Here is a 23,318-nt window from a genome sequence, read left to right on the forward strand (position 1 = left end):
AGGCCCTCACGGCCTGCACCGCCATGGATCAGAAGGTGACCGTGGCGCCCATCGACACGGTGCGGTCCTCCGGCAGGTTGAAGTAGCCGGTGGGCGACGCCGCGTTGTGGGCCAGCGCGAGGAAGAGCCGCTTGCGCCACGGCGGCATCGTCGGCTCGGCTCCCCGGTCGAGCGAGATGCGGGACAGGAAGTAGTAGGCGTCGTCGGTGTCGACGTCGACAAGGCCTTGGGCCCGGGCGAGCGCCAGGGCGCGCGGGACGTCCTGCTCCTCCTGGAAGCCGAACCGCAGCGTCAGGTGGGTGATGGCGTCGTAGGGGTCGCCGAGGTGGTCGAGCACGACTCGCTCGTCGTCGGGCACGAAGGGGACGTTCTCGGAGGAGATGCTGACGATGAGGACGAGCTCGTGGATGACGTGGTTGAAGGTCGCGTTCTCGCGCAGCGCCAACGGCGTCGAGTCCTTGCCGGGGTGCAGGAACACGGCCGTTCCGGGCACCTTCGCGACCGGGTCGCCGTGCAGCCACTCGATGAACGGCTCGAGCGGACCCTCCATCTCGGTGCGGCGGTCGGTGACCAGCCCACGGCCGCGCTGCCAGGTCAGCATCACCGTCGCGACGAGGACCGCGATGAACAGCGGCAGCCAGCCGCCGTGCAGGATCTTGGTCAGGTTCGCCCCGAAGTAGGTTAGCTCGAGCAGCCCGAGAGGGATGCCGATCATCAGCAGGCGACGACGGTCCCAGCCCCACCCTGCCTCCGCGTAGATGAGGAAGAGGGTCGTGGTGATGAGGAAGGTGCCCGTCACCGCCAGCCCGTAGGCGGTGGCCAGGCGCTCGGAGGAGCCGAAGAGCAGGAGCAGCGCGATGACCCCGACGAACAGCGTCCAGTTCACCGCCGGCACGTAGATCTGGCCACGTTCCCGCTGGGAGGTGTGGCGGACCGTCAGCCGTGGGAGGTAGCCGAGGCGCTCCGCCTGCCGGGACACCGAGTACGCACCGGAGATGACCGCCTGCGAGGCGATGACCGTCGCGACCGTCGAGAGGATGACGAGCGGGAAGCCGAGGGCGTCCGGGGCGAGGTGGAAGAAGGGGCTGACCGCCGTCGACGGGTCGCGGAGGATCAGCGCGCCCTGCCCGAGGTAGTTCAGCGTGAGCGCGGGGAAGACGACGAAGAACCACGCCCGACGGATGGGAACGGGCCCGAAATGGCCCATGTCGGCATACAACGCCTCGGCGCCGGTGATCGACAGCACGACGGCACCCATGGCCACGAAGGCGATCCCCGGGTGCTCGACGACGAACAGCACCGCGTAGTGGGGCGACAGCCCGGCCAGGATCGACGGGTCCCTGACGACCTGCGCGCCGCCGAGCACCGCGAGGACGGCGAACCAGACAGCCATGACGGGCCCGAAGAAGCGGCCGACGAGCTCGGTGCCGAACCGCTGGCCCGCGAAGAGCAGCGTGATGATCGCCGCGCCGATGGGCACCACGAGGTGCTCCACCCCGGGCGTCGACACCGAGAGACCCTCGATCGCGGACATGACGGAGATGGCCGGCGTGATGACGCTGTCGCCGTAGAAGAGCGAGGCACCGAGCACGCCGAGCAGCATGACCAGGCCGTACCTCCTGCCGCCCGGTCGGACGGCGGTGCGCGCCAGGGCGGCGAGGGCCATGACGCCGCCCTCGCCGTCGTTGTCGGCCCGGAGGATGAACACGACGTACTTCACGGAGACGACGAGCGTCACCGACCAGAAGACGAGGGAGATGACGCCGAAGACGTCTCCCGCCGACGTGGCCACCATGTTGTGGTCGACGGAGAAGACGGTCTGCAGGGCATACAGCGGCGACGTGCCGATGTCCCCGAAGACGACGCCGAGGGCACCGAGTGCGAGCCCTGCGACGCCGCGACGTGAGCGGTTCGGTACGTGTTCCACGACCAGCCATCCTCGCAGGCCTCCAGCGCGCCGACCCCGTCGTCGGAGGGGTCGGGCCGTCAAGATCGCGTCAAGACGCGCGATCCGGCGCCAGCAGTGACGAAGGGAACGGCTCCCACCGCGCGCAGGGAGAGGACACTGGAAGCAGAGCGGGGGGCTGCCGAAGGAGGCTGAGCCGTGACCGCGTGCGGCTGCACCGAGACCCACGACCGGGAACGGATCGTCCTGACCGGCGGACCCGGCGCGGGCAAGACCGCCGTCCTCGAGATGGTGCGTCACACGCTGTGCGAGCACGTCCTCATCCTTCCCGAGGCGGCGACCATCGTCTTCGGCGGCGGCTTCCCCCGGCAACAGGACCGGGAGTCCCGGCGCGCCGCCCAGCGAGCGATCTTCCACGTCCAGCGCGAGCTCGAGGTGACCGGGGACGTCGCGCGCCCGGCCGTCGTCCTGTGCGACCGGGGCACCGTCGACGGCCTCGCCTACTGGCCCGGACCGCCGGAGGACTTCTGGGCCGCGACCGGCACCGAGGCCCGGGAGGAGTTCGATCGCTACGACCTCGTCGTCCACCTGCGGACGCCGACCGTCGGCTACGACCACGCCAACCCGTTGCGGGTGGAGACCGCGGCCGCCGCGGCCGCGATCGACGCCCACCTCGAGAGGGCCTGGCGCGGGCACCCGCGCAGGGTCCTCGTCGAGCCGACCGGTGACTTCGTGGACAAGGCCCGCTCGGTGGTCGCGCTCCTGCTCGCCGAGCTGCCGGCCTGCTGCTCGCGCAACCTCGAGGCCTCGCTCAGGCGCCCGAACCACCCCGCCCAGGTCGCAACCCCGCCGCGTTCGGCGACCGGCGGCTAGCAGCGGGTCCGGACCACGGACCCGGAGGTGGAGCTGGCGAGGGGACTCGAACCCCTAACCGCCTGTTTACAAGCCGTCGAGGGGAAGGACGGCCGAAACGTGCGCTGACCTGCGTAAAAGCCATCGACGAACTTGACGACAACGCCGGTCGTGCGATCCACGTTCGATTGCGCATGTCCATCCCTGCCGATCCGTGCCGCGAGCCGGCGTTCTCCACCAGCCTGGTCCTGACCCACGCTAGGCCCCCCGGACCACCCGCGGCGTCGAGGGCAACCTGTCCGGCGGGCCTCAGCTTGGCGACTACCTTCACACCCCGCTGGATGCCCTGGTTCCGGCGCGGTAGGCATAGCTATGGGCACGAGAGCGCTTCACCAACGGGCTGTCAACCCCCACACACAAGCGACAGCCGAGGAGGAGGCATCACCAACCAGCTGGCACCCTTGGCAACGCGGGCGTGCCTGTCGCGGCCGCCGCGGCGATATCGGCCGCTTTCGATGGTCGCGACGAGGAGCCTCAGACGGACCAGGGTGTGCCCATCGTTGACGCGGACATTCGCGTGGACCATGAACGGGCAAGCGGCAACGGCCGGGATGACAAGAACGACGCCGACGGCGCGTCTGGCCTTTTGGACAAGGCCGGATCCACCGCCGATGACGGAGTGCCGGTCCGCACCGCCGACGCGAATGACGACCGGCGCCGCTCGTCGGACAAAACCGACGACAAAAAAGCGGGGGTGGTGAGTCCGTCCCGGAAGCCGTATCCGCAGGGCCGGTAGCGAAGGTATGGCCAGGCGGTTTCCGTCCCTATACGCTTCGAGCTCTGCACCGCGGTGTCCGGGCAGGAATCTCCACGCCGTTAGACGCTCGGATGGGCCGAAAGCAACATCTCTGAACGTTCGCGGATCCGCACGGATGAGACCAGAAGTGGGACCACAGCTGGTGACCTCGATGTGCCGAGCACAGCGTCGTCACCCGCGAAATGCCGACGCGTCCGACAGGGGACGACTGACCAGCGCATGCATTCGGAGTTGCCGCTAGGGCGACGCACCTACGGCTTTACAGTCCGGACCCTGCGATTCGCTGAGCAGCAAGAATACGCGAGGCACCGGCATTTCCCCACACATTCCCCACAGGCGTTCGTGCTCAGCCATGGACCTTCGCCGTCCGCCGGAGAGAGCCAAGCACTGGGTGGCGCGTCGCGACAGGCCTAAAGCCGCGTCGCCTAGACCAGCGCGCTCGATAGCCTCTGCCACCAGAAGGTGGAGGGCCGCGCCTACGACCAGGGCGCTCTCGTCGAAGACGACGTCGTCAGCGTGGTTGAAGGAGGTGCTGCCCCCTTGCGCCGACGTACACCATCGCTCCCGGCCATCGCCGAAGGAAGTACGCGAAGTCCTCAATCACCATGACGGCGCCGGCATCTCGGCTGTAGCCGCGATCCCGTCACGCTCACTTAGCCGTGTGAGCAGCCGGCCCATGAAGGCGGGGTCGTTGACCACCGCGGGATAGCCCTCGTGGATGCAGACATCTCCGCTCAGTCCCTGCCTTTGGACGACGCCTGAAACGATGCGCTCTAGACGCTCGGTCAGCGCTGCCCTCGAGCGAGGGCTGAGGCTTCGCAGGGTGCCACGAAGGCGACCGTGGGCGGGAATCACTTTGACCGTGTTGCCGATTTGGCTCTCTGCCCGGTTGCGACCACCGCCTCGGACTGTGAGAGCTACGCGACGGCCAGCTTGAGTGCCCCTGTGATCTCACCCGCAGCATCCACTAGGTTACCGACGAGGTGCGGCTGGCTCGCGTGGCCGCTTGGCCCGTGCAGCTCGATGGTGAACGAGTCGCGGTAGGCCATGAAGACCTCGGGTCGCCAAAGAACCAGCCCCGGGGGTGCAGTGGCGTGGACCTGGACCGCGAAGGCCTCGGCCTGGCCGCTGAAGCGCAGGTTCACGTGCTCGAGGACAACCAAGGCCCCTCGGTCCAACTCCTCCCCCGGCTGGAGACGAGGACAGTGTCCCTCTTGGGCGGCACCTGGGTGAGCACCTTTCGCCGCTCCAAGCAGCATGGACAAGCGAAGGTCGTGTCCGCACGCATGAATGGCGCCGGGCGTTGAGCGATGGGAACGGCACTGCAGCGCGCTCTGTGACTGGAAGGGCATCCATGTCCGCACGTAGGACCGAGCTGACGCCGTCCGGAGCCGCACCTGCCATTCGAGCGCCGATCCCCGCCCCAAGGTGGGGCCTCGACATCGAGGCCGAGGTCAGTGAGGACGCGTGCCACGTAGTCGTGAGTCGCCGGCAGCTCGGGACCCACCTCCGGGTCCTGGTGCAGGTGCCGCCGGTCGGCGACCATCCACCCCAGCGCCTCCTGTGCCTGTTCCAGCCGGTTCACCGCGTTCGGACCTCCGTCACACGCAAGGCGCATGCCGAGGCGTCGAACTGAGCGTCACGGTGCAGCGTGCTTCTCCCGGCGACCTTGATGGCGCGCTGGACACTCTCGCCCCAGGCGCCCGTCGTGTCGACCGGGTCCACCTGTAGCGCAGGAACGTGCCGGGCTCGGTCCCCACCTCGCGCACCAACGTGGCGGTCGCCATGCCAAGCCACGTCAGTCCCATGGCGGAGTGGTCACGCCCACGTCAGTGGACAGGACGTCGAGCCGAAGGCCTTCATGCCGGCCGAGGGAGAGAGCGGGCCGGAGGCCGGCCGCTCCTACCGACGGTTTCGTCTGCCGGGCCACCGGGCCACCTCCGACGTCGTGGCGGGCGCATACCCCTTCCTGGCCGAAGGAGGCCTGGGCAGCAGAGGCGTCTACGTCGGCCAGGACGCCTGGTCCGGCGGCGGCTACTGCTTCGACCCCTGGGTGCTCTACCGCGATCGCGTGATCATCAACCCCAACTGCCTCCTGGCCGGCGTGGTCGGCAAGGGAAAGTTCTGCCTCGCCATGTCACTCGCAACCCGGTCCATCGCCTTCGCGCGCCGTGTCTACGTGCCAAGCGACCCTAAAGGCGAATGGTCGGTCGTGGCCGAGGCGGTCGGCGGTGCCGCGTTCCAGCTCGGTGGCGCATCGACGGACCGCCCCAACCCTTTGGATCCCGCACCTCGTGGGGCTAGTCTCGCCGACGCGCAGTGGCACGCGCTGGTGACCAATAGTCGACGCGCGCTCGTCGGATCCTTGGCGCAGTCCTCCCTCGGATGCGCACTGCGCTCCATCAAACACACCGCTCTTGACGTGGCTCTGTCCGGCGCGGCAGCTGAGACAGCCGAGCCGACGCTGCCACTGGTCGTGGATCTCCTGCTGGAGCAGCGCACATCGCTTCCAGGTGCCTGCGCCACGGACCTGGCGCGCGACGGCCAGCGACCTCGCGCACGCACTTCGCCGGCTCGTTGCTGGAGACCTCAGCGGTCTCTTCGATGCCCCGTCCAAGATCGCGTTCGACCCCCTGTCATGGCTGTCGGACCAGTCCAACTCTGGCTGCATTCCGTCGTCCCAGACGTCGGTCTCGCAGAACCGGGAAGGCCCGTCGGGTTTCACCCACTAGCTGAAGGTCAATCTCGACGCTCAACACTCCCTCGTCGGCCCCCAACGCTCCCGCGACTTCACCGGTCGGCGCGATCACTTGGCTGTGTCCACCCATGGTAATTCCACGGTGGGTGCCGGCGGTGTTGCACTGCAGCACCCAGGCTTGGTTCTCCACCGCGCGGGCCCGGCCGAGAAGGCTCCAGTGCTCGACGCGCTCAAGCGGCCAAGCGGCCGGCACTATTAGCATGCCGGCCCCTTCATCGGCGGCCAGGTTCCGGAACATCTCCGGGAAGCGGAGGTCATAGCAGGTGGCGAAGCCAAGAGTCACAGCAGCCCCCCCAGGGAAGGCAAGATCGGTAACCACCAGCCGATCGCCCGCCTCGAGCAGCCGCGGCTCACCGTCCCCGAATCCAAACCGATGGATCTTCCGGTACGTTGTTCGGAGTTCACCCTCGGGGGAGAGCAACACCGCCGTATTCCAGAGCCCGCGCCCTTCCAAGCCTCGGCTCGCGTCCTCGGTGGCCCGCTCTATGAGCGATCCACCGTGCAGCCAGAATCCGCGACGTGCTGCAACCGCCGCAAGGCGGCGGACAATGGCGCCGTCGAGGGTCTCGGCCAGTTCTGCCCAAGTGTCAGAGGCAAAGCCGCCATGGGCCCACAGTTCCGGCAGGACCACCAGATCCGTATCCGGCAGGTCCTCCACCTGCATTGCGACACGCTCAACCCGATCGGCGAGCGACTCACCGTCACCATAGCTGACCTGAATCAGGGAAACGCGCACCGGCGATTTCATTGTCGTCTCCGTCTCGTCTGTGCCGTGGATTGCGTCATGGACTTCTCATCAAGGCTGATTGCGAACGCTGATCAGAAGGAGACGCATCCCGCTGTGTCGCAATGCTGGGCGTAGGGTCACAAACTCGCTGAGTACGAGGCTGCCCTTGGTGGCTACCTGGTGTCCCTTTGGGAGACTCAGACGTTTGTCAGCGACCGATCGAACGAGCTCGCGCCGAGGCATAGCCTGCGGCGAACACGCTGATCAGGGCCGCGGCAATGGTCACCAGCGTGCCCGCCGCCGGCAGTGCCTTGCTCCACGAAGTTCCGCCCGCTAGTGCCAACACGTCGAGGACCTCCTCTGCCGGCCGGACCGGCACAGTTCGCACAGCCGTCTGGTGGGCGGTGTCGGCGAGCGCAGTTGGCGACGATGGCGTCGCGGCGGTTGCGGCCGGACCGCCCTCGGCAATCACCATCTCCTGCAGCCTTTCGGCGAACAGGCCCATCAGAGCACCACTCACCTCGGCCAGCACGCCACGCCCGAACTGGGCCACCTTGCCGGTCAGGGCTAGGTCGGTCTCGACCGTGACCTTCGTGCCGGCACCATGCGATGTGAGTGTGGCCGTCACCGTGGCGGTGGCGTCCCCTTGCCCGCGAGCGTCCTTGCCGCGAGCCAGGAGGACCGCCCTCCGGTTCGCCGCGTCCAGTTCGGTGAACTGCGCGAGCCCCTTGTATTGAGCCGTGATAGGACCAACCTTTATCTTAGCCTGGCCGTGGAAGTCGTTGCCCTGCTTCGAAGTGATGGAGGCGCCCGGCAGACACGGAGCGACCTTCTCCAGGTCGGTCAGCAGGGTCCAAGTCTCCTCAGGGGGGAGACCGACCTCGAACTCATTCAGCAACTGCATCGGCTTTACTCCTCTTCTCCATCCGGCAACCCGGAAATCCTGGTGATGGTCCGTTGGTTGACGGTCGACTGTTTATGGGTCCGCTTAGTGCGCTGCTAGCCTGGGACCGACAACCCAAACCGGTACTCCGACGCGCCCGGCGGGAAGTCGCCGCCGTGCTGGAGTACCTCCGCCATTGCCCGCACTTTTGCCAAGTAGGCATGCCCAACCGCGAGCTGGCCGGGTTCCCAAGCAGCAAGCGCGTCCGCGATATTGCCGTGCGTCTTCTCGAGCTGGTCAGCCAAGGCCCACGCATCCGCCGCGGCCTTCGCCGCGCCCGCCGCGGCGTGAGGCCGCGGCGTGGTCGCCGCATCGCCGATCAGGACGACGTTCCCGAATGCCATCTGTTCGATCTCGGCGTCTGCGACGACCGTCACGAACGGCTTGGGGGCGGCCGAGATCAACTCGCGAAACGGTCCACAAAGTTGGTCGGCGGCGCGTGCCTGGAAGCCTAGGAGGTTGGCCTCGGTCAGCAGCTCATGGTGGACTGACACCGATCGTCGCTCTCCGGTAGCGTCGGTCATCAGTCGGTCCAGATCCGGCCCCTCAGCAACGTTCCAGTACCATTGGAAGTTAAGGCGGTGTCGCCCCGTTAGCCGTCCATCCCCCGATACCTGCGGTATCGGGTAGGCGATAATGTGGCTATCATCGAGCAGCCCGTAGCTGAATGCATCTTGGAAGAAGCCCCAGGTTTCCTTCGAGACATCGTTCTGGTCCACCATCCCGCGCCAAGTTACGTAGCCGGCGTACTTCGGCTCGATTCCAAGGAGGGTTGATCTAGCGACAGATGCGCCGCCGTCCGCGCAGACGATCAGGTCCGCGGCGACCGTAGAGCCATCCGCGAACTTGGCGACCAGGCCGGCGCTCGTCCTGACGATGCCGATGAGGCGCCGTCCTAGGTGATACCGGTCGGTTCCGTACGCGTCGAGCAGCTTCCGGTAGACGGCGTTGTAAGCGGTGAAGCGCCAGGATGCGCCAACCTCGCCCTTCAACTGTGCCGTCGAGGCGTCGTAGTATCGCATGCTGGAACTGGGGACGCTCAGCTCGCCGAGTGTGGCACCGGTTCGCTCGAGGAGGTACCTGACCAGTTCGGGCTGGACAACGATTCCTGTCCCGAAGCCTGATAGCAGCTGGGGTGCGCGCTCATAAACATCGACCTCGTAGCCGATGTCGCGCAACACGTTGGCGGCAGTTAGACCACCGATCGATCCGCCGACAACGGCGACCTTCGCCCTGCTCATCCTCTGACACTTCCCCTCGTCGCGCATGCTATTCAGCGGTCACGTAGCGGCAGTGCAATCGGCCGCAGAGGTGCGCCGCTCGCGCCGCGCAGCCTGATGGGCGCCGCGATCAGGCAGAACTCGTTCACGTTGTCGCGCGAGAGGTCTTCCAGGTTCGCGAGCTCGATCATCGGAACGCCGGCCTCGGCCAGGAAGTGACAGTGGCCCGGTAGCCAGTTGTCCTCGTGCTGCGAAGGACCGACCTCCACGCACTCCTGGTCGGCCCCGATCGCCGAGATGCCTTGTCCAGTGAGCCAGTTCGCCGCCTCAAGGCTTAGCCCTGGAGGGTTGCCCAGGACCTTGGACCCATCCGGCCAGTACCGCATCCGACCTGTGCGGACGAAAGCGACGTCCCCTGCTTCTAGCGTCAGACCAGCGTCGGCGAGCGCCTTCTGACAGTCACCGACGGTGATCGCGTAGCTGTCGGGCAGGCAGTCGACGTCCTTGATCTTGGCGATGTCGAGCAGGACGCCGCGAGTGATGATCGGCGGGATCAACTCCGCACCGCCCTTGATCCAGCCTCGGCTGCCGAGGTGCTGATCGACCTCGAAGTTGTTGTAGATCTTGCCGTCGACGCCAAAGTGGTTGAGCGAGTCGATGTGCGTACCAGTGTGCGTGTACATAAACACGACGTCACCGGAGTAGCAGACGTGTCGGTTACCAGCGCCAACGCCGTTGAGGTTGTCGACGACAGTCCCGGCCGGGGTGTGGCTCATGAAGATCTGGTAGCCGGGGTCACCTGCGGCCTGGAAGCTGGGCATGCCGACGAAGTAGTCGATGCTGAGGTCGTAGGTGGAGGAGCCGTCGACGCGGGAGAGCACGGCCGCCGACTTCGCGGCGCTCAGGTGGTTGAGCGCGCCGAGTTCGTCCTCGGGTCCCCAGGGGCTCGTCGACACCTTGATGCCGGCCTGCTGTCCCATCAGGCTTCGTTCCGCACGAAGTCGACGACGGCGCGCTCGGCCAGCTTGGGCTTGAGCTTCGACACGACCTCGAGGTGGAACTCGTCGACCGAGTAGCGTTGCAGGTCCTCCCAGGAGGCAAAGTCGTTGATCAGTACGCCGCTGAAGGGCTGACCGTTGTCACCGGGGTCACCCTCGTGAGCGCCGAGCTCCCAGTACGAGATGTAGGGGTACGGCTCACGCAGAGTGTTCAGCAGGTCGATGACCTCGTCGTTGCTCTGACCCTCGGCCACCCGCCAGGAAAACACGTGGCGAATCATGGGCTCCTCCTTTTGAAGTGATATTGCACCTTCCGGCAAGGCCTAGTCTCCGAGACCCGGGCAAATCCAGGCATCTCCATGCTCCGCAAAATTGGCACAACCTTTGCCGGAAGCCGATAAACCGGGCTTGCCGCCGCTCGGAGGGTCCGTCAGGGTGACGTTCCACCGACCCGACGTCCGGTGACCGCACCTCCATATGCGGTTGCCGGACATCGTCGAAGGACTACTCCAAACAAGCCTTCAAACCAAGTGGAATTCACCGGGATCTCGAGCGTTGCGAGGGTGGATTGTCGTCACGAACCCCTGAGAAGGGCGGCATGGAACGACGCGGTACCCGGCACAATTTCGACGCGAGGTTCTAGATTTGCTCGAGGCCGGTTGGTCGGTCGCAAACGTTGCCGCGACCATGTAATCAGCGATCAGTCGGCTTACTCGTGGCGCCGCCAGGACCGGATCGGCCGCGTCCGATCCTCGAGCTGACGTACGTCGAGAAGCCAAGCTCATCGCCGCACGCCAGCGGATCGTAGCCCTAGAGACCGAGCTGAAGACCACCCGGCGGGCGATCAAGCTGGTGCGCTAGGCGGTGCCACCAAAGGGTGGTTCGAGGGCCATCGCGGTGTCGCCCGGGAAGGACTCCCTCTACAGTGGCCTGACGGGTCCTGAAGATGTCGGAGTCGGGCACTACCAATGGCAAGTCAGCTTCCCTCGGACCGAGCCATCCGGCACCTGTATCTGAAGAATCCGATTCGTCAGATCCACGCGACCTCCCGTGTGCATCTGGCTCACGGTGGGTCCACGCCGAACTCACACTAGGCCAGAAGGCTCCCGCCGGCCATCGCTGCGTCGAGCTGCTGATGCGACGAGCGAGGTCGTGGGCGTCTGCGGCCGGCGAAAGTGGAATTACACTCTCATCGACATCTTCGGCGCGGACCTGGTCAGACGCGGCTTCGCATGACCGGGCTCTAACCATCTGTGGGGTCACCCATATCGCCGAGCAGCGCATCCGCGAAGCAAGGTCTGATGCGCCGCAGTCTGGACACGTACCCCGCCGGATCCTGGGCTGTGGATCGAATCCTTACCGTCAGCGGCGCTGGTGAGGAACGACTTGGGAATGGCGCCGACTCCCGGGAGGCGCCGGTCTGGAGCCCGGGACGGTGCCCACTCCGACCAGGGCGTGCAGTTCGGGTCTTGCGTCTTCACTAAGCGGGCCGAGAACTCCGGGCACGTGCCGTCGATGGGATCAATCGGCGGCTCCTACGACTTCCTCATGATCGAGTCGTTTCGGTCCCCGATGCTTTCCGAGCTCCTCGACTGGCAACGCTGGACGACGCCGGCTCGAGCCCGCCAACGCGCTGTTCGACGCCATCGAGATTTGGCACGACCGTCGACGCCCACACTCCACGCTCGGCGACCTGACTCCACGGGACTTGAGGCATCCCAAAGTCTCCCGACATGCCGGGCGGTTCAACTGGACCAGCCATTCGGGTACTGGCATGACAGCGTCGAGGTTTTTGGCCGTGGGCAGGGGCCGGGCTTCAGCGGTCCACCCGGGACTGAGTCTCATTGCATCTGCCCTTAAGGAGGCCTTGACCGCTCCACGTCTGTGGGTGAGTCCCCCGTGTGCCACCCGTGACCCGAAGCGGTTCGAAACGCGGTCTCGCTCAGTCGGGCACGAACTTCAGCCCAACTGCGGAAGCCACTGAGCTGGGACTGAGGCGCCGAGATCAGACTGCACCCTCTGACCTGATTGCCATGTAGAAGACCTGATCGACTTCTGCAGTCGGGAAGGCTCCGGACACGATCGTCGTTGCCTTCCACTGTCACTTCAGCCGAATGTGGCCCGAACCGACGAGGCGGTTCCCACTGGTTATTGCAACAGTGGATTGGTTTGGGAGGCGAGCAGCGCGCCGGGGAAGTCCGAGGACTGCTCGGCGCGTCGGTTGAGTTCCCGCCCGAGGCGAAGCAGGACGGCGCGGGCGTGGGTGGATACGTCGGCCCCCATAGGGAAGTAGTGGCGCAGCAGGTCGTTGGTGTTCTCGTTGCTGGGACGCTGCCAGGCGAGCACGGGTCGCAGAAGTAGATGTCGACCCCGAGGTCGGTCGCGATCTTCTCGTGGGCGGACATCCTCCGGAACGAGCGCCGTCAGCTCAAAAGCAGCTCAACATCGGCCAAGAGGCGTCTCAAGGTTCAGTCATCGAGCGAGACCGTCCCGGAACGCTCGAGGATGTTGTGCGCTCTGATAGCAAGCCATAAGTCACATACATCCGCCGTCGAGCTCAGGCTTCGGCCAGTGAGGCTCTCAATGCGAGCCACACGCCCGATCAAGGTTTGCCGATGAATGAAGAGCCGCTCGGCCGTTGCTTTCCAACTGCGATTCTCCTCGAGGAAAATCATCAGGGTGCGGACTAGATCAGTGCCGCGCGACGCGTCGTAGGTAAAGAGAGGCCCAAGGACCTTGTCTGAAATGAGCTCGAGGCCGCTCGATTCCATGGGCAGCCACTGTGGTGCTGGGGCATCGACATATAACTGCAACGGAAGCTTCGTCGCCACCGCTGAGCGAAGGGCCCAGCGCGCCTGTCGCTGACACACCAGCAAGTCGGTGTCGCCAGCAGCGGCCGAACTCACGCCAATCGTACTTCCTGGAAGGTTATCCGTGAGCACCCGGCCGAGCGTATCGATCGTCCCCGTAGGGAGCCGGACAAGGATCGCGCCACGCTCGCCACGCCGGGTCACACAATGCTCGAAGTTGTGCTCTAGAAGGTAATTGTGTATGTCGTTCCAGCCGTGTGGCACCTCATTTAGCGCTACGACCGCAAAACAGAATTGAGCCTGTGGATCAGATCCTGGAAAGAGCTCATGGAGCGCGTGGTTGCGTTGCTGCTCTGACTCATGCAACATGCGGGCCAGTCGTTCGCTTCCTTCGCGCCGGGCCTGCTCCCGCTGCTTGAGCAGGTCACCTGCCAAGTGGCTTAGAATCGTCACGATGTGATGCATCGACAGGAGGTCCGGTTCCTGTCGGCCGCCGGTCCGTGTTATAAGGACTCCAACCGGCTGCCGTTGGACTCGTATCGGAAGCACGTAGGCAGGACCATCGACCTCAAGTACTGGAATCTCCTTCGGATATCGGAGTGCCGGACTTGTGTCATCCAGCACGTCGTCAACAACGGCTTGGGGGATGGGGAAGGGAGGGGTGCCGATGTCGTCGAATAAAGATGCACCGCTGCGCGTCACTGACCAGATGCGGAACCCAGTGACCTGTTCGAGCCGCCCTATGATCTCGCCGGTCGACATCGATTGCTGGCTGGCCTCGCCGAGCACCTGATAGGTGCGCAGGTGCGTGGTGAGCCGTCGATGTAAGGCGTCTTGGTTGGCTAGTGCCACCGTCTCGGAGATGGCGATGAAAGGAACTCCGCCGCTGACCTCGATAATTGGGATTTTGAGATCATCCGAAGCCTCGAGCAGTTCGGGTGTCAGGGGTGGGGCGTGCATCCCTATGCCGATCGCGACTCCAGAAACTCCGATCCGAGACAACCGACGGAGATAGGCGACCTGGAGCGCCGCGTCTTCAGGGAGCGCCATGCCCGTCGTCATCAGGAGTTCCTTACCCCGGAACCATAGGGTTGGGTCCTCGAGCTCGCTGAGGTGGGCCCACCGGATCTGATTGTCGACCCCCGTCGCGCCCGCGACCAGGCTGCAACTCAGCTCGGCGTGTTCGAGCAGTTGCCCGACTGTCATCATGTCATCCGCTCCATCCCGCTCAGACTCAGTTAGAAGCTCGGACGTCCCCGCCGCGCTTACATACAATTGTCTGGTGATCGGCATCACCTTGCGGGCGATGATACGCCTCAAAAGGCTGGGTGGCCGCAGCGGCTACAATCGGCGAGGCCCTCAGGCTCGGTAGCGACCAGTTTCCGGGCCCGATGGACCTCGAGGATGCCCCGGCCTGCGCCGGGCCCGTGTCGAGGTGGGCGCCCTCGCCCGTCCGGCGGCTAAGGAACACGATCCACGACGAGATGCCGGACGCCTTCGCCATACCCGACGCTTCCTCGCCGCGGAGTCAGCCCCGGCACGACGTCGACGAAGTGCGCCGCCCGGGTCCGACAGGAGATCCATGGCCAGCGCGACCGCAAAATAGAGCGATCTCGGCCCTCCTCGGTCCATGTGCCCGATGATTCGCTGCACTCCGAGGACTTTCGGTTGGTGTCGAGTGAAGTCGCCCTACACCTGCGGTCGTCCAGCCCTCCAGGCAAACTCAGCGTTCAACTAATGTCATTAGGTATGTCTACGTTTCGCGCGTCTCGGCGCTTTTCAGCCCGCGATGCGCAGCCTTTCCACGACGGCCGCAGCGACCTCCGCAGTCCGTGCTGTGCCCCCAAGATCAATCGTGCGAATGCCGTCGGCCAGTACGTCCTCGAGGGCAGACATGAGCGTCCGGGCTGAGCCGGCCTGCCCAAGGTGTTCTAGCATCAGCACCCCGGCCCAGATCTGACCAACAGGGTTGGCTACTCCCCTGCCGGCAATGTCAGGTGCCGAGCCGTGCACCGGCTCGAACATCGAGGGATTCAAGCGCTCCGGGTTCAGGTTCGCCGAGGGGGCGACCCCGATCGAACCCGCTGTAGCCGCTACGAGATCGGATAGGATGTCGCCGAACAGATTTGACGCGACGATTACGTCCAGCGAGAACGGTCGAAGGACAGCCCTCGCCGCGAGCGCATCGATCAACACCGACTCGAGGCGAACCTCGGGGAAGTCCGCGACCACTTCGGCGACGACCTCGTCCCAAAATGGCATCGAGTGGATGATGCCATTCGACTTGGTCGCCGAGATCAGCGATCCGGAGCGGGTCGAGGCCAACTCCGCGGCGAACCTCGCGACTCGGCTGACTCCGGAACGGGTGAAAAGGGCTTGCTGAGTGACGAGCTCCTCGGCATCACCCGTGTACGCCCGGCCACCCATCTCGGAGTACTCGCCCTCGACGTTCTCGCGTACGACCACGATGTCAAGCCCGCCAGATTCGCGCAACGGCGAGGTCACGCCGGGGAGCAGCCGCACTGGCCGTAGGTTGACGTACTGGTGGAAAGCTTTCCGGATTGGGATGAGCAAGCCCCACAGGCTGACATGATCCGGAATGTCAGGGTGTCCAACAGCGCCGAGAAAGATTCCGTCTCCGTCTCTGAGCTGGTCGAGCCCGTTAGCTGGCATCATCGCGCCGTCGACACGGTAGCGATCCGCTCCCCAGTCGTGGTGCCGCCATTCGAAGCGGAACCCATCCCGCCTAGCCACGGCCGTAAGGCATTCCAAGGCAGCGGGCACGACTTCTTGGCCGATCCCATCTCCAGCGATCACGTCGATGGTGTAGTTCTCCATACACAACTCCTTTTTGGCCACCCGACACATGAGACATAGGGGCGCTGACCGGATGAGATCAACGGCCCTGCAGGGAAAACAGCGCCGGGGCTGCACAGGTGGGGCCGGGTTCACGCTGCGCACGCGTCCCACCACTTCATCGCGTTGAGGAATATGGCGCGACGCGAGGAGCTGCGACGTGAAGGCGCCGCAGCTTGCGCTATGGAGCTGCCGTCGAAAGCAATGCTTCGGCGAGCCGCATGCGCCGGAGTCCACCTCGAACCGGGAGCCATGGCTCAGTGAGTCCTCGCAGGCGACTATGGCCGCCTCCCCTTCATTGACGAAACCGAGCGTCAACGTACGCAGGCGGGGCCGTGGCCGACGCGAGGTAGTTCAGGGAAGGCGTCATCGCCAACGCGGATCACGGAGAGTGAGCCAGGGGGTCCTGTGCGTGAGTTGGGGTTTGCGAGTTACCGACACGGGCGTTCACACGACACGGGCGTCGCGTTCGATTGTGTCGGCCGAGACTTCCGTGTCGGCCCACGTGAGCTCAAGGGTTCCTCGCTGCCGCAACTCGGCAATGAACTCATCGGGGTCGTAGTAGACCTCTGGATCGACGAAGCCCCATTGCTGGCCGGTTCCGCGCTTGGCAAGCAGTTGAGCTCCGACTGCTGCGCAGATGCCGGTTTGCCTGCCCGTAGCGATGTCTCCCCACTCCACAGGATGCGTGAGGTTGTATATCCGACGGATGGTCTGGCCGTCGAGAGTTCCGAGAACCTCGACCTGTGTGAAAAGGAGGCACGGCGTCGTTCGGATGCCACCCCACTTTTGCCAGATGCGAGCACGCGTAGCGTCTAGGGCCGTGACACCGTGCATGCCTTCAAGCTCCACCGAATCCAGCAGGCCATACTTATTGAGTACGCGCATGTCGTTCATGAGCTCGACTGGCCAGGTCACGCGCATCCCGCAGAACTTCAACTCAGGAAAGTGCTTGGGCAGGGTCCGCGGCTCTGTATGCGAGACGAAGTAGACGTGCTGCTTCCCGACCGGTTCAGGGAACTCCGCGAGACGGGACCCGTCCATCGATGCGGCCCAATGATACCGCCCATTCTGAAAGTACTGCCGCGTTGGGGTATCGTCCGCCAGCTCCCAAAGAATCGTATCGAGCAGGCCTGGAGAGGGGGCGATCGCCCGCCAGGTCACTCCCTGGATGTGCACTTCCTCCACTGACGTGAGTTCTCGATGTGCGTGGCTCACAAGGACATTGGAGAGACCAGGGCTCGATCCCAGACCAGATACCGCCGTAATGCCGGCATCTGCGACGGCACGCCGCTGCGTTGGGGTGGGCTCCGAGATGAGGTCTGCGTAGTTGACGCCCGCCTCGATTGCCAATTCAATGACGTCGTCGAAGAGGGTCAAACTCGTGCAGTTCATCAACAGATCGGCGCCCTGCAGAGCGTCGAGGACCCCGTCTCGATTTTTTAGGTCGACTACCCGTCCCTCAACGTGATTACTTTGAGTGGCCGACACAAGCTCATCAAGCCGGTTCCCGTCCACGTCAAGCAGGAGCAGACTGCCAATATCGGTGCAGGCGGCGAGGTCCTTTGAGATCCATGTGCCGACCTCACCAGCGGCACCGAGCACTACGACTCGAGGGCGCTGCTGGCGGCTGTCGAGGGCCTCCATCAGAAGTGGACCCCTCGATCGAACTGCCGACGGCGGCTGTCATCGATGCTGCGTGTGGTCATGCTTCCTCCAATTCTATGTCCCTGAACAGATACCAGTATCTGCCGTGTGCTCGGCTTCAAACAGTGGGCAAAAGTATGACCTGCACCCGGCGGATTGGACATTCATCTGGAGTAGGACCGGTCATCGTCTTGCAGAGATTCAGTCGGTCACTTAGGCAGAGCCCCGCTGGGTGGTGGGCGTTGAGGGTTGGGTCCCTCGGGCCCACTCGCCGCTTGAGTGCGCATGCTGAACGACCCACCCACGGACCCTCACTGCGGTCGGGCTCGTCGACCACCCCGCGGATGTCCCGCTCTCGAGCGACGGGCAGGCTGGCCGCGTCCATAGATGGGGACGCGCCCTCGCCTGGCCGCCTCCGGAACCCCCTGCCGGCTACAAGGTCCTCCAGGTATCACTGCCCGCCGCCGGCCGCGGAATCACCGGCTGGTGGGAGCCACCACGGGGGTCGTACGCGGGGTCGTACGCGGGATGGTGGTGGTGGATCGGGCCCTCGGTCACGGCCAGCCGCTCCCCCGCGCCGCCCCAGCGCAGCGCGATGACCTCGGCGGCGATCGAGATCGCCGTCTCCTCAGGGGTGCGGGCGCCGAGGTCGAGGCCGATCGGCGAGCTCATCCTCGCCAGCTCGGGCTCGGTCAACCCGGCCTCCCGGAGCCGGGCGAGGCGGTCCTCGTGGGTGCGCCGCGACCCCATGGCGCCGATGTAGGCGACCTCGGGCAGCCGCAGGGCCACCTCGAGCAGCGGCACGTCGAACTTCGGGTCGTGGGTCAGCACCGCGAGCACGGTGCGGCTGTCGATGCGGCCGGCGTCGACCTCGCCCTGGAGGTAGTCGTGCGGCCACTTGACGACAACCTCGTCGGCCCCGGGAAAGCGGGTCCTCGTCGCGAAGACGGGCCGGGCGTCACACACCGTCACGTGGTAGCCGAGGAAGCTGCCGACCCTCGCCACCGAGGCGGCGAAGTCGATGGCGCCGAAGACGAGCATCCGCGGCTTGGGGGCGTGCGCCGCGACGAAGACGCGCATCCCCTCGCCCCGGCGCTCCCCGTCGGGGCCGTAGGTGAGGATGGCCGAGCGCCCCTGCGCGAGAAGCCCTCTGGCGTCGTCGCGTACGGCGTCGTCCGCGCGTCCACTGCCGAGCGAGCCGAGGATCGACTCGTCCTCGTCGCCCTCGTCCGGTCCGTCGGCCTCGGGGTGCACGACGACGCGGCGTCCGACCCACGCAGGGTCGGGGTGCTCGATGACCGTGACAACGGCGACGGGCCGGCCCGCCTCGATGTCGGCGGCGACGTCGCCGAGCTCGGGGAACGTCTCGCGGGAGACCTTCTCGACGAAGACGTCGAGGATGCCCCCGCAGGTCAGCCCGACGGCATACGCGTCGTCGTCGCTCACGCCGTAGCGCTGGAGCACGGGCGCGCCGGAGTCGACGACCTCCTGGGCCAGCTCGTAGACGGCGCCCTCGACGCAGCCGCCGGAGACGGAGCCGACGGCCTCACCGCCGGGGCCCACGAGCATCGACGCGCCGGGCTGGCGCGGCGCCGAGCGCCACGTGCCGACGACGGTGCCGACGCCGACGGCCTCGCCGGCCGACCACCACTGCATCAGCTCGTCCATCACCTCACGCATTGGCGACCACCTCGATCAGCTCCTCGAACGCCGCGAGCGAGTGCCCCGCGACGAATTCGTCGATGTGCGGCAGGGCGGCGACGATGCCCTGCTGCACAGGTTCGTAGCCGGCCTTGCCGCGGTGCGGGTTGACCCACACGACCCGGTGCGAGAGCGCAGCGAGCCGGCGCATCTGCTCGCTGAACAGCTCGGCCGATGGCTCGGCCGGAGGGCGGTGGACAGGGTCATGCGGTGAGCAGCTTGTCGAGCGAGGCGCGGATCCGTTCGCAGTCCTCTCGGTACTTCAGGGCGGCGCCGAGCGTGGTGGCGGCGACCTCCGGGTGGAGGCGGGCGGCCCCCACGGTCTCGAGGGCGCGCGCCCAGTCGAGGGTCTCGGCGACGCCGGGCGGCTTGATGAGCTCGCCCGAGCCGCGGAGGCGCTGGACGAGGGTGACGACCTGCTCGGCGAGCGCAGCGGACACCTCGGGCAGGCGGGTTCGCACAATCTCGAGCTCGCGGGCCAGGCCCGGGTGGTCGATCCAGTGGTAGAGGCAGCGCCGCTTGAGGGCGTCGTGCAGCTCGCGGGTGCGGTTGGAGGTGAGGACGACGATCGGCGGGGTGGCGGCGCTGACGGTGCCGAGCTCGGGGATCGTCACCTGCCAGGTGGAGAGGACCTCGAGCAGGAACGCCTCGAACTCGTCGTCGGCGCGGTCGATCTCGTCGATGAGCAGGACGCAGGGGGCTTCGCGGAGGGCCTGGAGCACGGGGCGGGCGAGGAGAAAGCGCTCGTCAAAGAGCTCGGCCTCGAGGGCCGCCGTGTTGAGGGCATGCGAGTCGTGGTCCGCGTCGCGGCTGATCGCCTCGACGGTGCGCAGGTGCAGGATCTGGCGCGGGAAGTCCCAGTCGTAGAGGGCCTGCGTCGCGTCGATCCCCTCGTAGCACTGGAGGCGGATGAGCTTGAGGTCGAGCGCCTGGGCGAGGCCCTCGGCAAGGGCGGTCTTGCCGGTGCCGGGCTCGCCCTCGAGCAGGATGGGCCGGTTCAGCCGGGTCGCGAGGAACGTCACGGTCGCGAGCGCCTCGTCGGCGAGGTAGCCGGTGCGCCCGAGGGCGATCGTGACGTCGGCGGCACTGTCGAACACGTGGTCCATTCCCCGAGCATCACCCATGAACGGCCCCTTAGGAAGCGGGGCACCGCGGTGGCGCTGTGTGGCGGTGGTCACGCGGCGCTAGCGGGAGCGCTCGAGGTCGGCGCCGGTGCCGGTGCCGGTGTCGCGGACGGTCGTGAGGTCGCCGTACCCGACGCAGGTGACGCTTCGATGCTTGTCAGCGTTCCAATTGCCCTGACGGTGAACCTGTCGCGTGAGGGCTGCTCCCTATGCGAGGCGGACAGCAAGGACGGGGCACAACCACGGCACTGAGCCGAAGCATCGGGGCGGGGAGCAAAGCCGCCGTAACGATGGAGGAGAGGCGGCTAGTCCCCGAGCAGAGCTGGCCCTCGTGCCGAAGAGCACTTAAGAGTGCGATCGTTGCCGCTGGCTACGAGGGTGGATCCGCCGGACTTGCATGTGGGGCAAACACATTGTGCCCGTCAGCCCACCCGCGCATAGTCTGCAGGCATGCGTTTCAAGACCATGGTAAGCGGCAAGATTCATCGGGCGCGAGTCACGTCCGCTGACCTCCACTACGTCGGCAGCATTACGGTGGATGAGGATCTGCTTGATGCCGCCCGCATCGAGTCCTATGAGCGGGTGCAAGTTGTCGACATCGACAACGGGGCTCGTCTGGAGACGTACACAATCCCAGGCAGGCGCGGCTCAGGCGAGGTGCAGCTCAATGGCGCGGCGGCACGACTGGTACAGCCGGGCGACCTTGTCATCATCATGGCCTACGAGCAGGTGGTTGTGCCGGTTCCTGCCGATTGGCATCCTCAGGTTGTCCTAGTCGACCCGGCCGATAACAGCGTCGCTCAATTGATAAGGTCACGCTCCGACCTGAGAGCCCTCCGAGGACCCAACTACGAACCGATGTCGCCTGGGTGATCGCGTAGGCGCTGGGCGGCAAGCAGGAAAACCCTTTGCCGTTGCGGCGCTTGGGCTGTATCAGCCGACCGCAGCCGGCTCACGGGGAGTGCACCATCCCAAGATTGGTGTCGAAAGGGCCAAGTCTCCGTCTGTCGCCACGTGCCTGGCCACGAAGGCGCGCTGACCGACTCGCCAGAGCCCTTACCCTCGCTGGAGGTCTGGCAATTGTGCCCGCTCGGCCCTCGACAGCCGCAACTCGACTGCGGTCTGGGGTCTCGCTGACCTCCTGTTGATAGACGATCTTCGTCGAGCAGTCGTCGAGCAGGCCCGCGCCAATGCGCGCGACTCCGAGCCGGCGTCGCCGACCTCGTCCAGGTCCGAAAGCCGGTGCACGATGAGCAGGTTCGCGATGCCGGAACCCCGCGAGAGCTTCCACAGTGACTGCATCCGGGCAAGTAGAGCTGGCTGACGCATGAGGCGCCAGGCCTCGTCGTAGATCACCCCGCGCTGGCCGCCGTCGGGAGCCGAAAGGGCCGCTTCCATCCACGCCGAAGCGGAGGTCATGTCGATGGCGATGAGGTGGTCCGAGCCCTGGATCTATGAGAATCTAGCGACGCCATGGGCAGCGACGGGTCGAAGGTGATCGTTGATGGTCCGCCGAAGAGGCCGCTGAGGTCGCCGGCGAGGAGGCGGGGTGCAAGGCGTGGGCCAGGGCCGCCCATCGCGAGCTAGTTCCGAAGCTGACGCCCGGGCAGAGAGGTCCGCGGTTCCAGCAGCAGCGGCACGACGACCGCCAGTGTCGGCTCCTGGAGCGTCGAGGAGCCGAGGTTCTCGTCGAGGCGCTCGATCCGCCGCATCCCCGGGATCGGGGCCATCCCCGCGTCGGCCCGTCGGCCGAGGGCATCCAGTTCCATCCTGAAGCGTCTGCTTCCACTCGCCGGTGGGCCGGTGGGGAGACCACGGACATCAATGGGCTGGGCCTCGACGCAGCCGCGATCGTCACCGAGGCCGACATGGCCGAGGCGGATGCGCGACCTGGGGTCCGGTGACCGCTGGCTCGCCATCGTTAGGACCGCCCGCGGATGCCGTCTACGACTCGGCTCACTTGCCTCCCATGGTTGAACCAACCTGATCGTCATGTCCGGGTCCGGCTCCAGCGCATGGCACAGTGACGCCACGTCAGGCATGTGCCCTGGCGTCACCAAGGACACCTGTGCCCCAGCTTACAAGCGAGGGCCAGGCGCAGGGCGCGATGTGTTTTCGCGCACCTGCGCGTGTTAAGGACAAGCAGGAGGCGGCGGGCCATGGTGACAGGGTCCTGCCACCGCTTGCGTGGGGCTGGCCATCTGTTGTCGATCAATAGTCCAGGCCGGCGAGCGGGATGGCCAGGGGCGCCAGGCCCTCCTGCCGGCGTGCCTCTTCGAGAAGCTGAACCACATCCGCGTTGAACCGGTCTACGCCTTCGCCCAGGGCCAGGAGCATGACGTGGAAGGACACGCGGGTGGTCCACTTCAGCAGCGGTTCCGTGCCGAGCGCTTCCCGCATCAGCCTTATTTGACGGAACGCTGTCCGAGCGCCAAGCTCGGTCCCACCCTGGACCATCCACACCCCTCGCTTCGCGAATGCCCGACAGGCAGTCGCTACACCCTGGTCGGTCAGGCCGCCCGCGTCCAACTGAACTCGGAGGCGATAGCCGTGCTCATCCTGCTGGGAGATTAAGCGCTCGATGGAGCGCATGAAGGCCCCATTGCCTGCCTCGCTGAGTCGCTCGGCGTTCGCGATCACGGCAAGCTCTGAGGCGCCGCGCCCTGCCAACCTGCGGGCCTCCTCTGCCCAGCCTTCCTCGCTTGGCCGCCCTGTACGGCGACGGTGAAAGTCCAGGGCAGTAATCACGGCGAGGCCAGTTCCATCGAGGTATCTAGCCGCCTTGTCGACATGGTCGGGCCGGCACGTGACCGCCGCCAGCCCGAGTTCCACCGCAAGCTGGCACCCATCGCGTAGCTTTGGGATGTCGATGCCAGGGAAGTGCAGCACGTGGTCCAACGCGTGCGCGATCTGGCTCACTGCGAGCAGGCGCCGGCCATACTTGTCAGACTCCGCAGCT

Annotated in this window: 18 protein-coding genes and 1 pseudogene; 3 read left to right on the forward strand and 16 right to left on the reverse strand. The window is 66.0% G+C overall.

The window, feature by feature from the left end; all coding sequences use genetic code 11:
* Nucleotides 1-28: 28 nt before the first annotated feature.
* The gene (locus U5C87_RS22405) at nt 29-1,927 is read right to left on the reverse strand and encodes a potassium transporter Kup (RefSeq protein WP_330474586.1); all 1,899 of its coding nucleotides are present in this window, start codon (nt 1,925-1,927) and stop codon (nt 29-31) included.
* Nucleotides 1,928-2,104: 177 nt separating this feature from the next.
* Between U5C87_RS22405 and U5C87_RS22410 the strand changes: the two genes are divergently transcribed.
* Nucleotides 2,105-2,779, forward strand: coding sequence for an ATP/GTP-binding protein (locus U5C87_RS22410; RefSeq protein WP_330474587.1), 675 nt, complete (start codon nt 2,105-2,107; stop codon nt 2,777-2,779).
* A 529-nt stretch (nt 2,780-3,308) separates the two neighbouring features.
* On the forward strand, nt 3,309-3,554 hold the full coding sequence (locus U5C87_RS22415) for a hypothetical protein (protein ID WP_330474588.1): 246 nt from the start codon (nt 3,309-3,311) through the stop codon (nt 3,552-3,554).
* A 938-nt stretch (nt 3,555-4,492) separates the two neighbouring features.
* Here U5C87_RS22415 and U5C87_RS22420 read toward each other — a convergent pair.
* From U5C87_RS22420 to U5C87_RS22480, 13 genes and pseudogenes are all read right to left on the reverse strand, one after another.
* Nucleotides 4,493-4,720, reverse strand: a complete 228-nt coding sequence (locus U5C87_RS22420; RefSeq protein ID WP_330474589.1) for a hypothetical protein — start codon at nt 4,718-4,720, stop codon at nt 4,493-4,495.
* 1,491 nt (nt 4,721-6,211) lie between these two features.
* Nucleotides 6,212-7,081: a nitrilase-related carbon-nitrogen hydrolase gene (locus tag U5C87_RS22425; protein WP_330474590.1), complete on the reverse strand. Its 870-nt coding sequence runs from the start codon at nt 7,079-7,081 to the stop codon at nt 6,212-6,214.
* Between the two features lie 187 nt (nt 7,082-7,268).
* Nucleotides 7,269-7,964 carry an SRPBCC family protein gene (locus U5C87_RS22430; protein WP_330474591.1) on the reverse strand — a complete coding sequence of 232 codons (696 nt, stop codon included), beginning with the start codon at nt 7,962-7,964 and terminating at the stop codon, nt 7,269-7,271.
* Between the two features lie 95 nt (nt 7,965-8,059).
* On the reverse strand, nt 8,060-9,271 hold the full coding sequence (locus U5C87_RS22435; protein WP_330474592.1) for an FAD binding domain-containing protein: 1,212 nt from the start codon (nt 9,269-9,271) through the stop codon (nt 8,060-8,062).
* 5 nt (nt 9,272-9,276) lie between these two features.
* Nucleotides 9,277-10,203 carry a cyclase family protein gene (locus U5C87_RS22440; RefSeq protein ID WP_330474593.1) on the reverse strand — a complete coding sequence of 309 codons (927 nt, stop codon included), beginning with the start codon at nt 10,201-10,203 and terminating at the stop codon, nt 9,277-9,279.
* Entirely contained in the window at nt 10,203-10,502 is a 300-nt protein-coding gene (locus U5C87_RS22445; RefSeq protein WP_330474594.1) for a Dabb family protein, read from the reverse strand. Before U5C87_RS22445 ends, U5C87_RS22440 begins: the two co-directional genes overlap by 1 nt.
* Nucleotides 10,503-12,369: 1,867 nt before the next feature.
* Nucleotides 12,370-12,626: pseudogene (locus U5C87_RS22450) on the reverse strand (IS30 family transposase); the annotation flags it as partial.
* A gap of 63 nt (nt 12,627-12,689) precedes the next feature.
* Entirely contained in the window at nt 12,690-14,240 is a 1,551-nt protein-coding gene (locus U5C87_RS22455; RefSeq protein ID WP_330474595.1) for a PucR family transcriptional regulator, read from the reverse strand.
* A 570-nt stretch (nt 14,241-14,810) separates the two neighbouring features.
* On the reverse strand, nt 14,811-15,869 hold the full coding sequence (locus U5C87_RS22460; RefSeq protein ID WP_330474596.1) for a tartrate dehydrogenase: 1,059 nt from the start codon (nt 15,867-15,869) through the stop codon (nt 14,811-14,813).
* Between the two features lie 465 nt (nt 15,870-16,334).
* Complete coding sequence (locus U5C87_RS22465; RefSeq protein ID WP_330474597.1) at nt 16,335-17,534, reverse strand: saccharopine dehydrogenase family protein; 1,200 nt, start codon at nt 17,532-17,534, stop codon at nt 16,335-16,337.
* Nucleotides 17,535-17,966: 432 nt separating this feature from the next.
* Nucleotides 17,967-19,214, reverse strand: a complete 1,248-nt coding sequence (locus tag U5C87_RS22470) for an XdhC/CoxI family protein (protein WP_330474598.1) — start codon at nt 19,212-19,214, stop codon at nt 17,967-17,969.
* A complete protein-coding gene (locus U5C87_RS22475; RefSeq protein ID WP_443082089.1) occupies nt 19,207-19,386 on the reverse strand; it encodes a VWA domain-containing protein in 180 nt (59 codons plus the stop codon). The genes U5C87_RS22470 and U5C87_RS22475 overlap by 8 nt, the downstream gene beginning before the upstream one ends.
* Before the next feature lie 52 nt (nt 19,387-19,438).
* Entirely contained in the window at nt 19,439-20,341 is a 903-nt protein-coding gene (locus tag U5C87_RS22480) for an AAA family ATPase (protein WP_330474599.1), read from the reverse strand.
* A 468-nt stretch (nt 20,342-20,809) separates the two neighbouring features.
* Between U5C87_RS22480 and panD the strand changes: the two genes are divergently transcribed.
* Entirely contained in the window at nt 20,810-21,232 is a 423-nt protein-coding gene (gene panD / locus U5C87_RS22485; RefSeq protein ID WP_330474600.1) for an aspartate 1-decarboxylase, read from the forward strand.
* Between the two features lie 710 nt (nt 21,233-21,942).
* Here panD and U5C87_RS22490 read toward each other — a convergent pair.
* Both U5C87_RS22490 and U5C87_RS22495 read right to left on the reverse strand, forming a co-directional pair.
* Entirely contained in the window at nt 21,943-22,128 is a 186-nt protein-coding gene (locus U5C87_RS22490) for a hypothetical protein (RefSeq protein WP_330474601.1), read from the reverse strand.
* A gap of 442 nt (nt 22,129-22,570) precedes the next feature.
* The gene (locus tag U5C87_RS22495; protein WP_330474602.1) at nt 22,571-23,278 is read right to left on the reverse strand and encodes a hypothetical protein; all 708 of its coding nucleotides are present in this window, start codon (nt 23,276-23,278) and stop codon (nt 22,571-22,573) included.
* Nucleotides 23,279-23,318 lie beyond the last annotated feature (40 nt).

Origin of the sequence: Terrabacter sp. C0L_2 (assembly GCF_036352015.1) — a bacterium.
GTDB lineage: Bacteria > Actinomycetota > Actinomycetes > Actinomycetales > Dermatophilaceae > Terrabacter > Terrabacter tumescens.

Bases quoted from the DNA above. Each gene is read 5' to 3' on its own strand.
- U5C87_RS22440 (WP_330474593.1), bottom strand. From the start codon at position 10,203: ATGGGACAGCAGGCCGGCATCAAGGTGTCGACGAGCCCCTGGGGACCC.
- U5C87_RS22470 (WP_330474598.1), bottom strand. From the start codon at position 19,214: ATGCGTGAGGTGATGGACGAGCTGATGCAGTGGTGGTCGGCCGGCGAG.
- U5C87_RS22475 (WP_443082089.1), bottom strand. From the start codon at position 19,386: ATGCGCCGGCTCGCTGCGCTCTCGCACCGGGTCGTGTGGGTCAACCCG.
- U5C87_RS22490 (WP_330474601.1), bottom strand. From the start codon at position 22,128: ATGGAACTGGATGCCCTCGGCCGACGGGCCGACGCGGGGATGGCCCCG.
- U5C87_RS22425 (WP_330474590.1), bottom strand. From the start codon at position 7,081: ATGAAATCGCCGGTGCGCGTTTCCCTGATTCAGGTCAGCTATGGTGAC.
- U5C87_RS22455 (WP_330474595.1), bottom strand. From the start codon at position 14,240: ATGATGACAGTCGGGCAACTGCTCGAACACGCCGAGCTGAGTTGCAGC.
- U5C87_RS22430 (WP_330474591.1), bottom strand. From the start codon at position 7,964: ATGCAGTTGCTGAATGAGTTCGAGGTCGGTCTCCCCCCTGAGGAGACT.
- U5C87_RS22445 (WP_330474594.1), bottom strand. From the start codon at position 10,502: ATGATTCGCCACGTGTTTTCCTGGCGGGTGGCCGAGGGTCAGAGCAAC.
- U5C87_RS22465 (WP_330474597.1), bottom strand. From the start codon at position 17,534: ATGGAGGCCCTCGACAGCCGCCAGCAGCGCCCTCGAGTCGTAGTGCTC.
- panD (WP_330474600.1), top strand. From the start codon at position 20,810: ATGCGTTTCAAGACCATGGTAAGCGGCAAGATTCATCGGGCGCGAGTC.
- U5C87_RS22435 (WP_330474592.1), bottom strand. From the start codon at position 9,271: ATGCGCGACGAGGGGAAGTGTCAGAGGATGAGCAGGGCGAAGGTCGCC.
- U5C87_RS22460 (WP_330474596.1), bottom strand. From the start codon at position 15,869: ATGGAGAACTACACCATCGACGTGATCGCTGGAGATGGGATCGGCCAA.
- U5C87_RS22480 (WP_330474599.1), bottom strand. From the start codon at position 20,341: ATGGACCACGTGTTCGACAGTGCCGCCGACGTCACGATCGCCCTCGGG.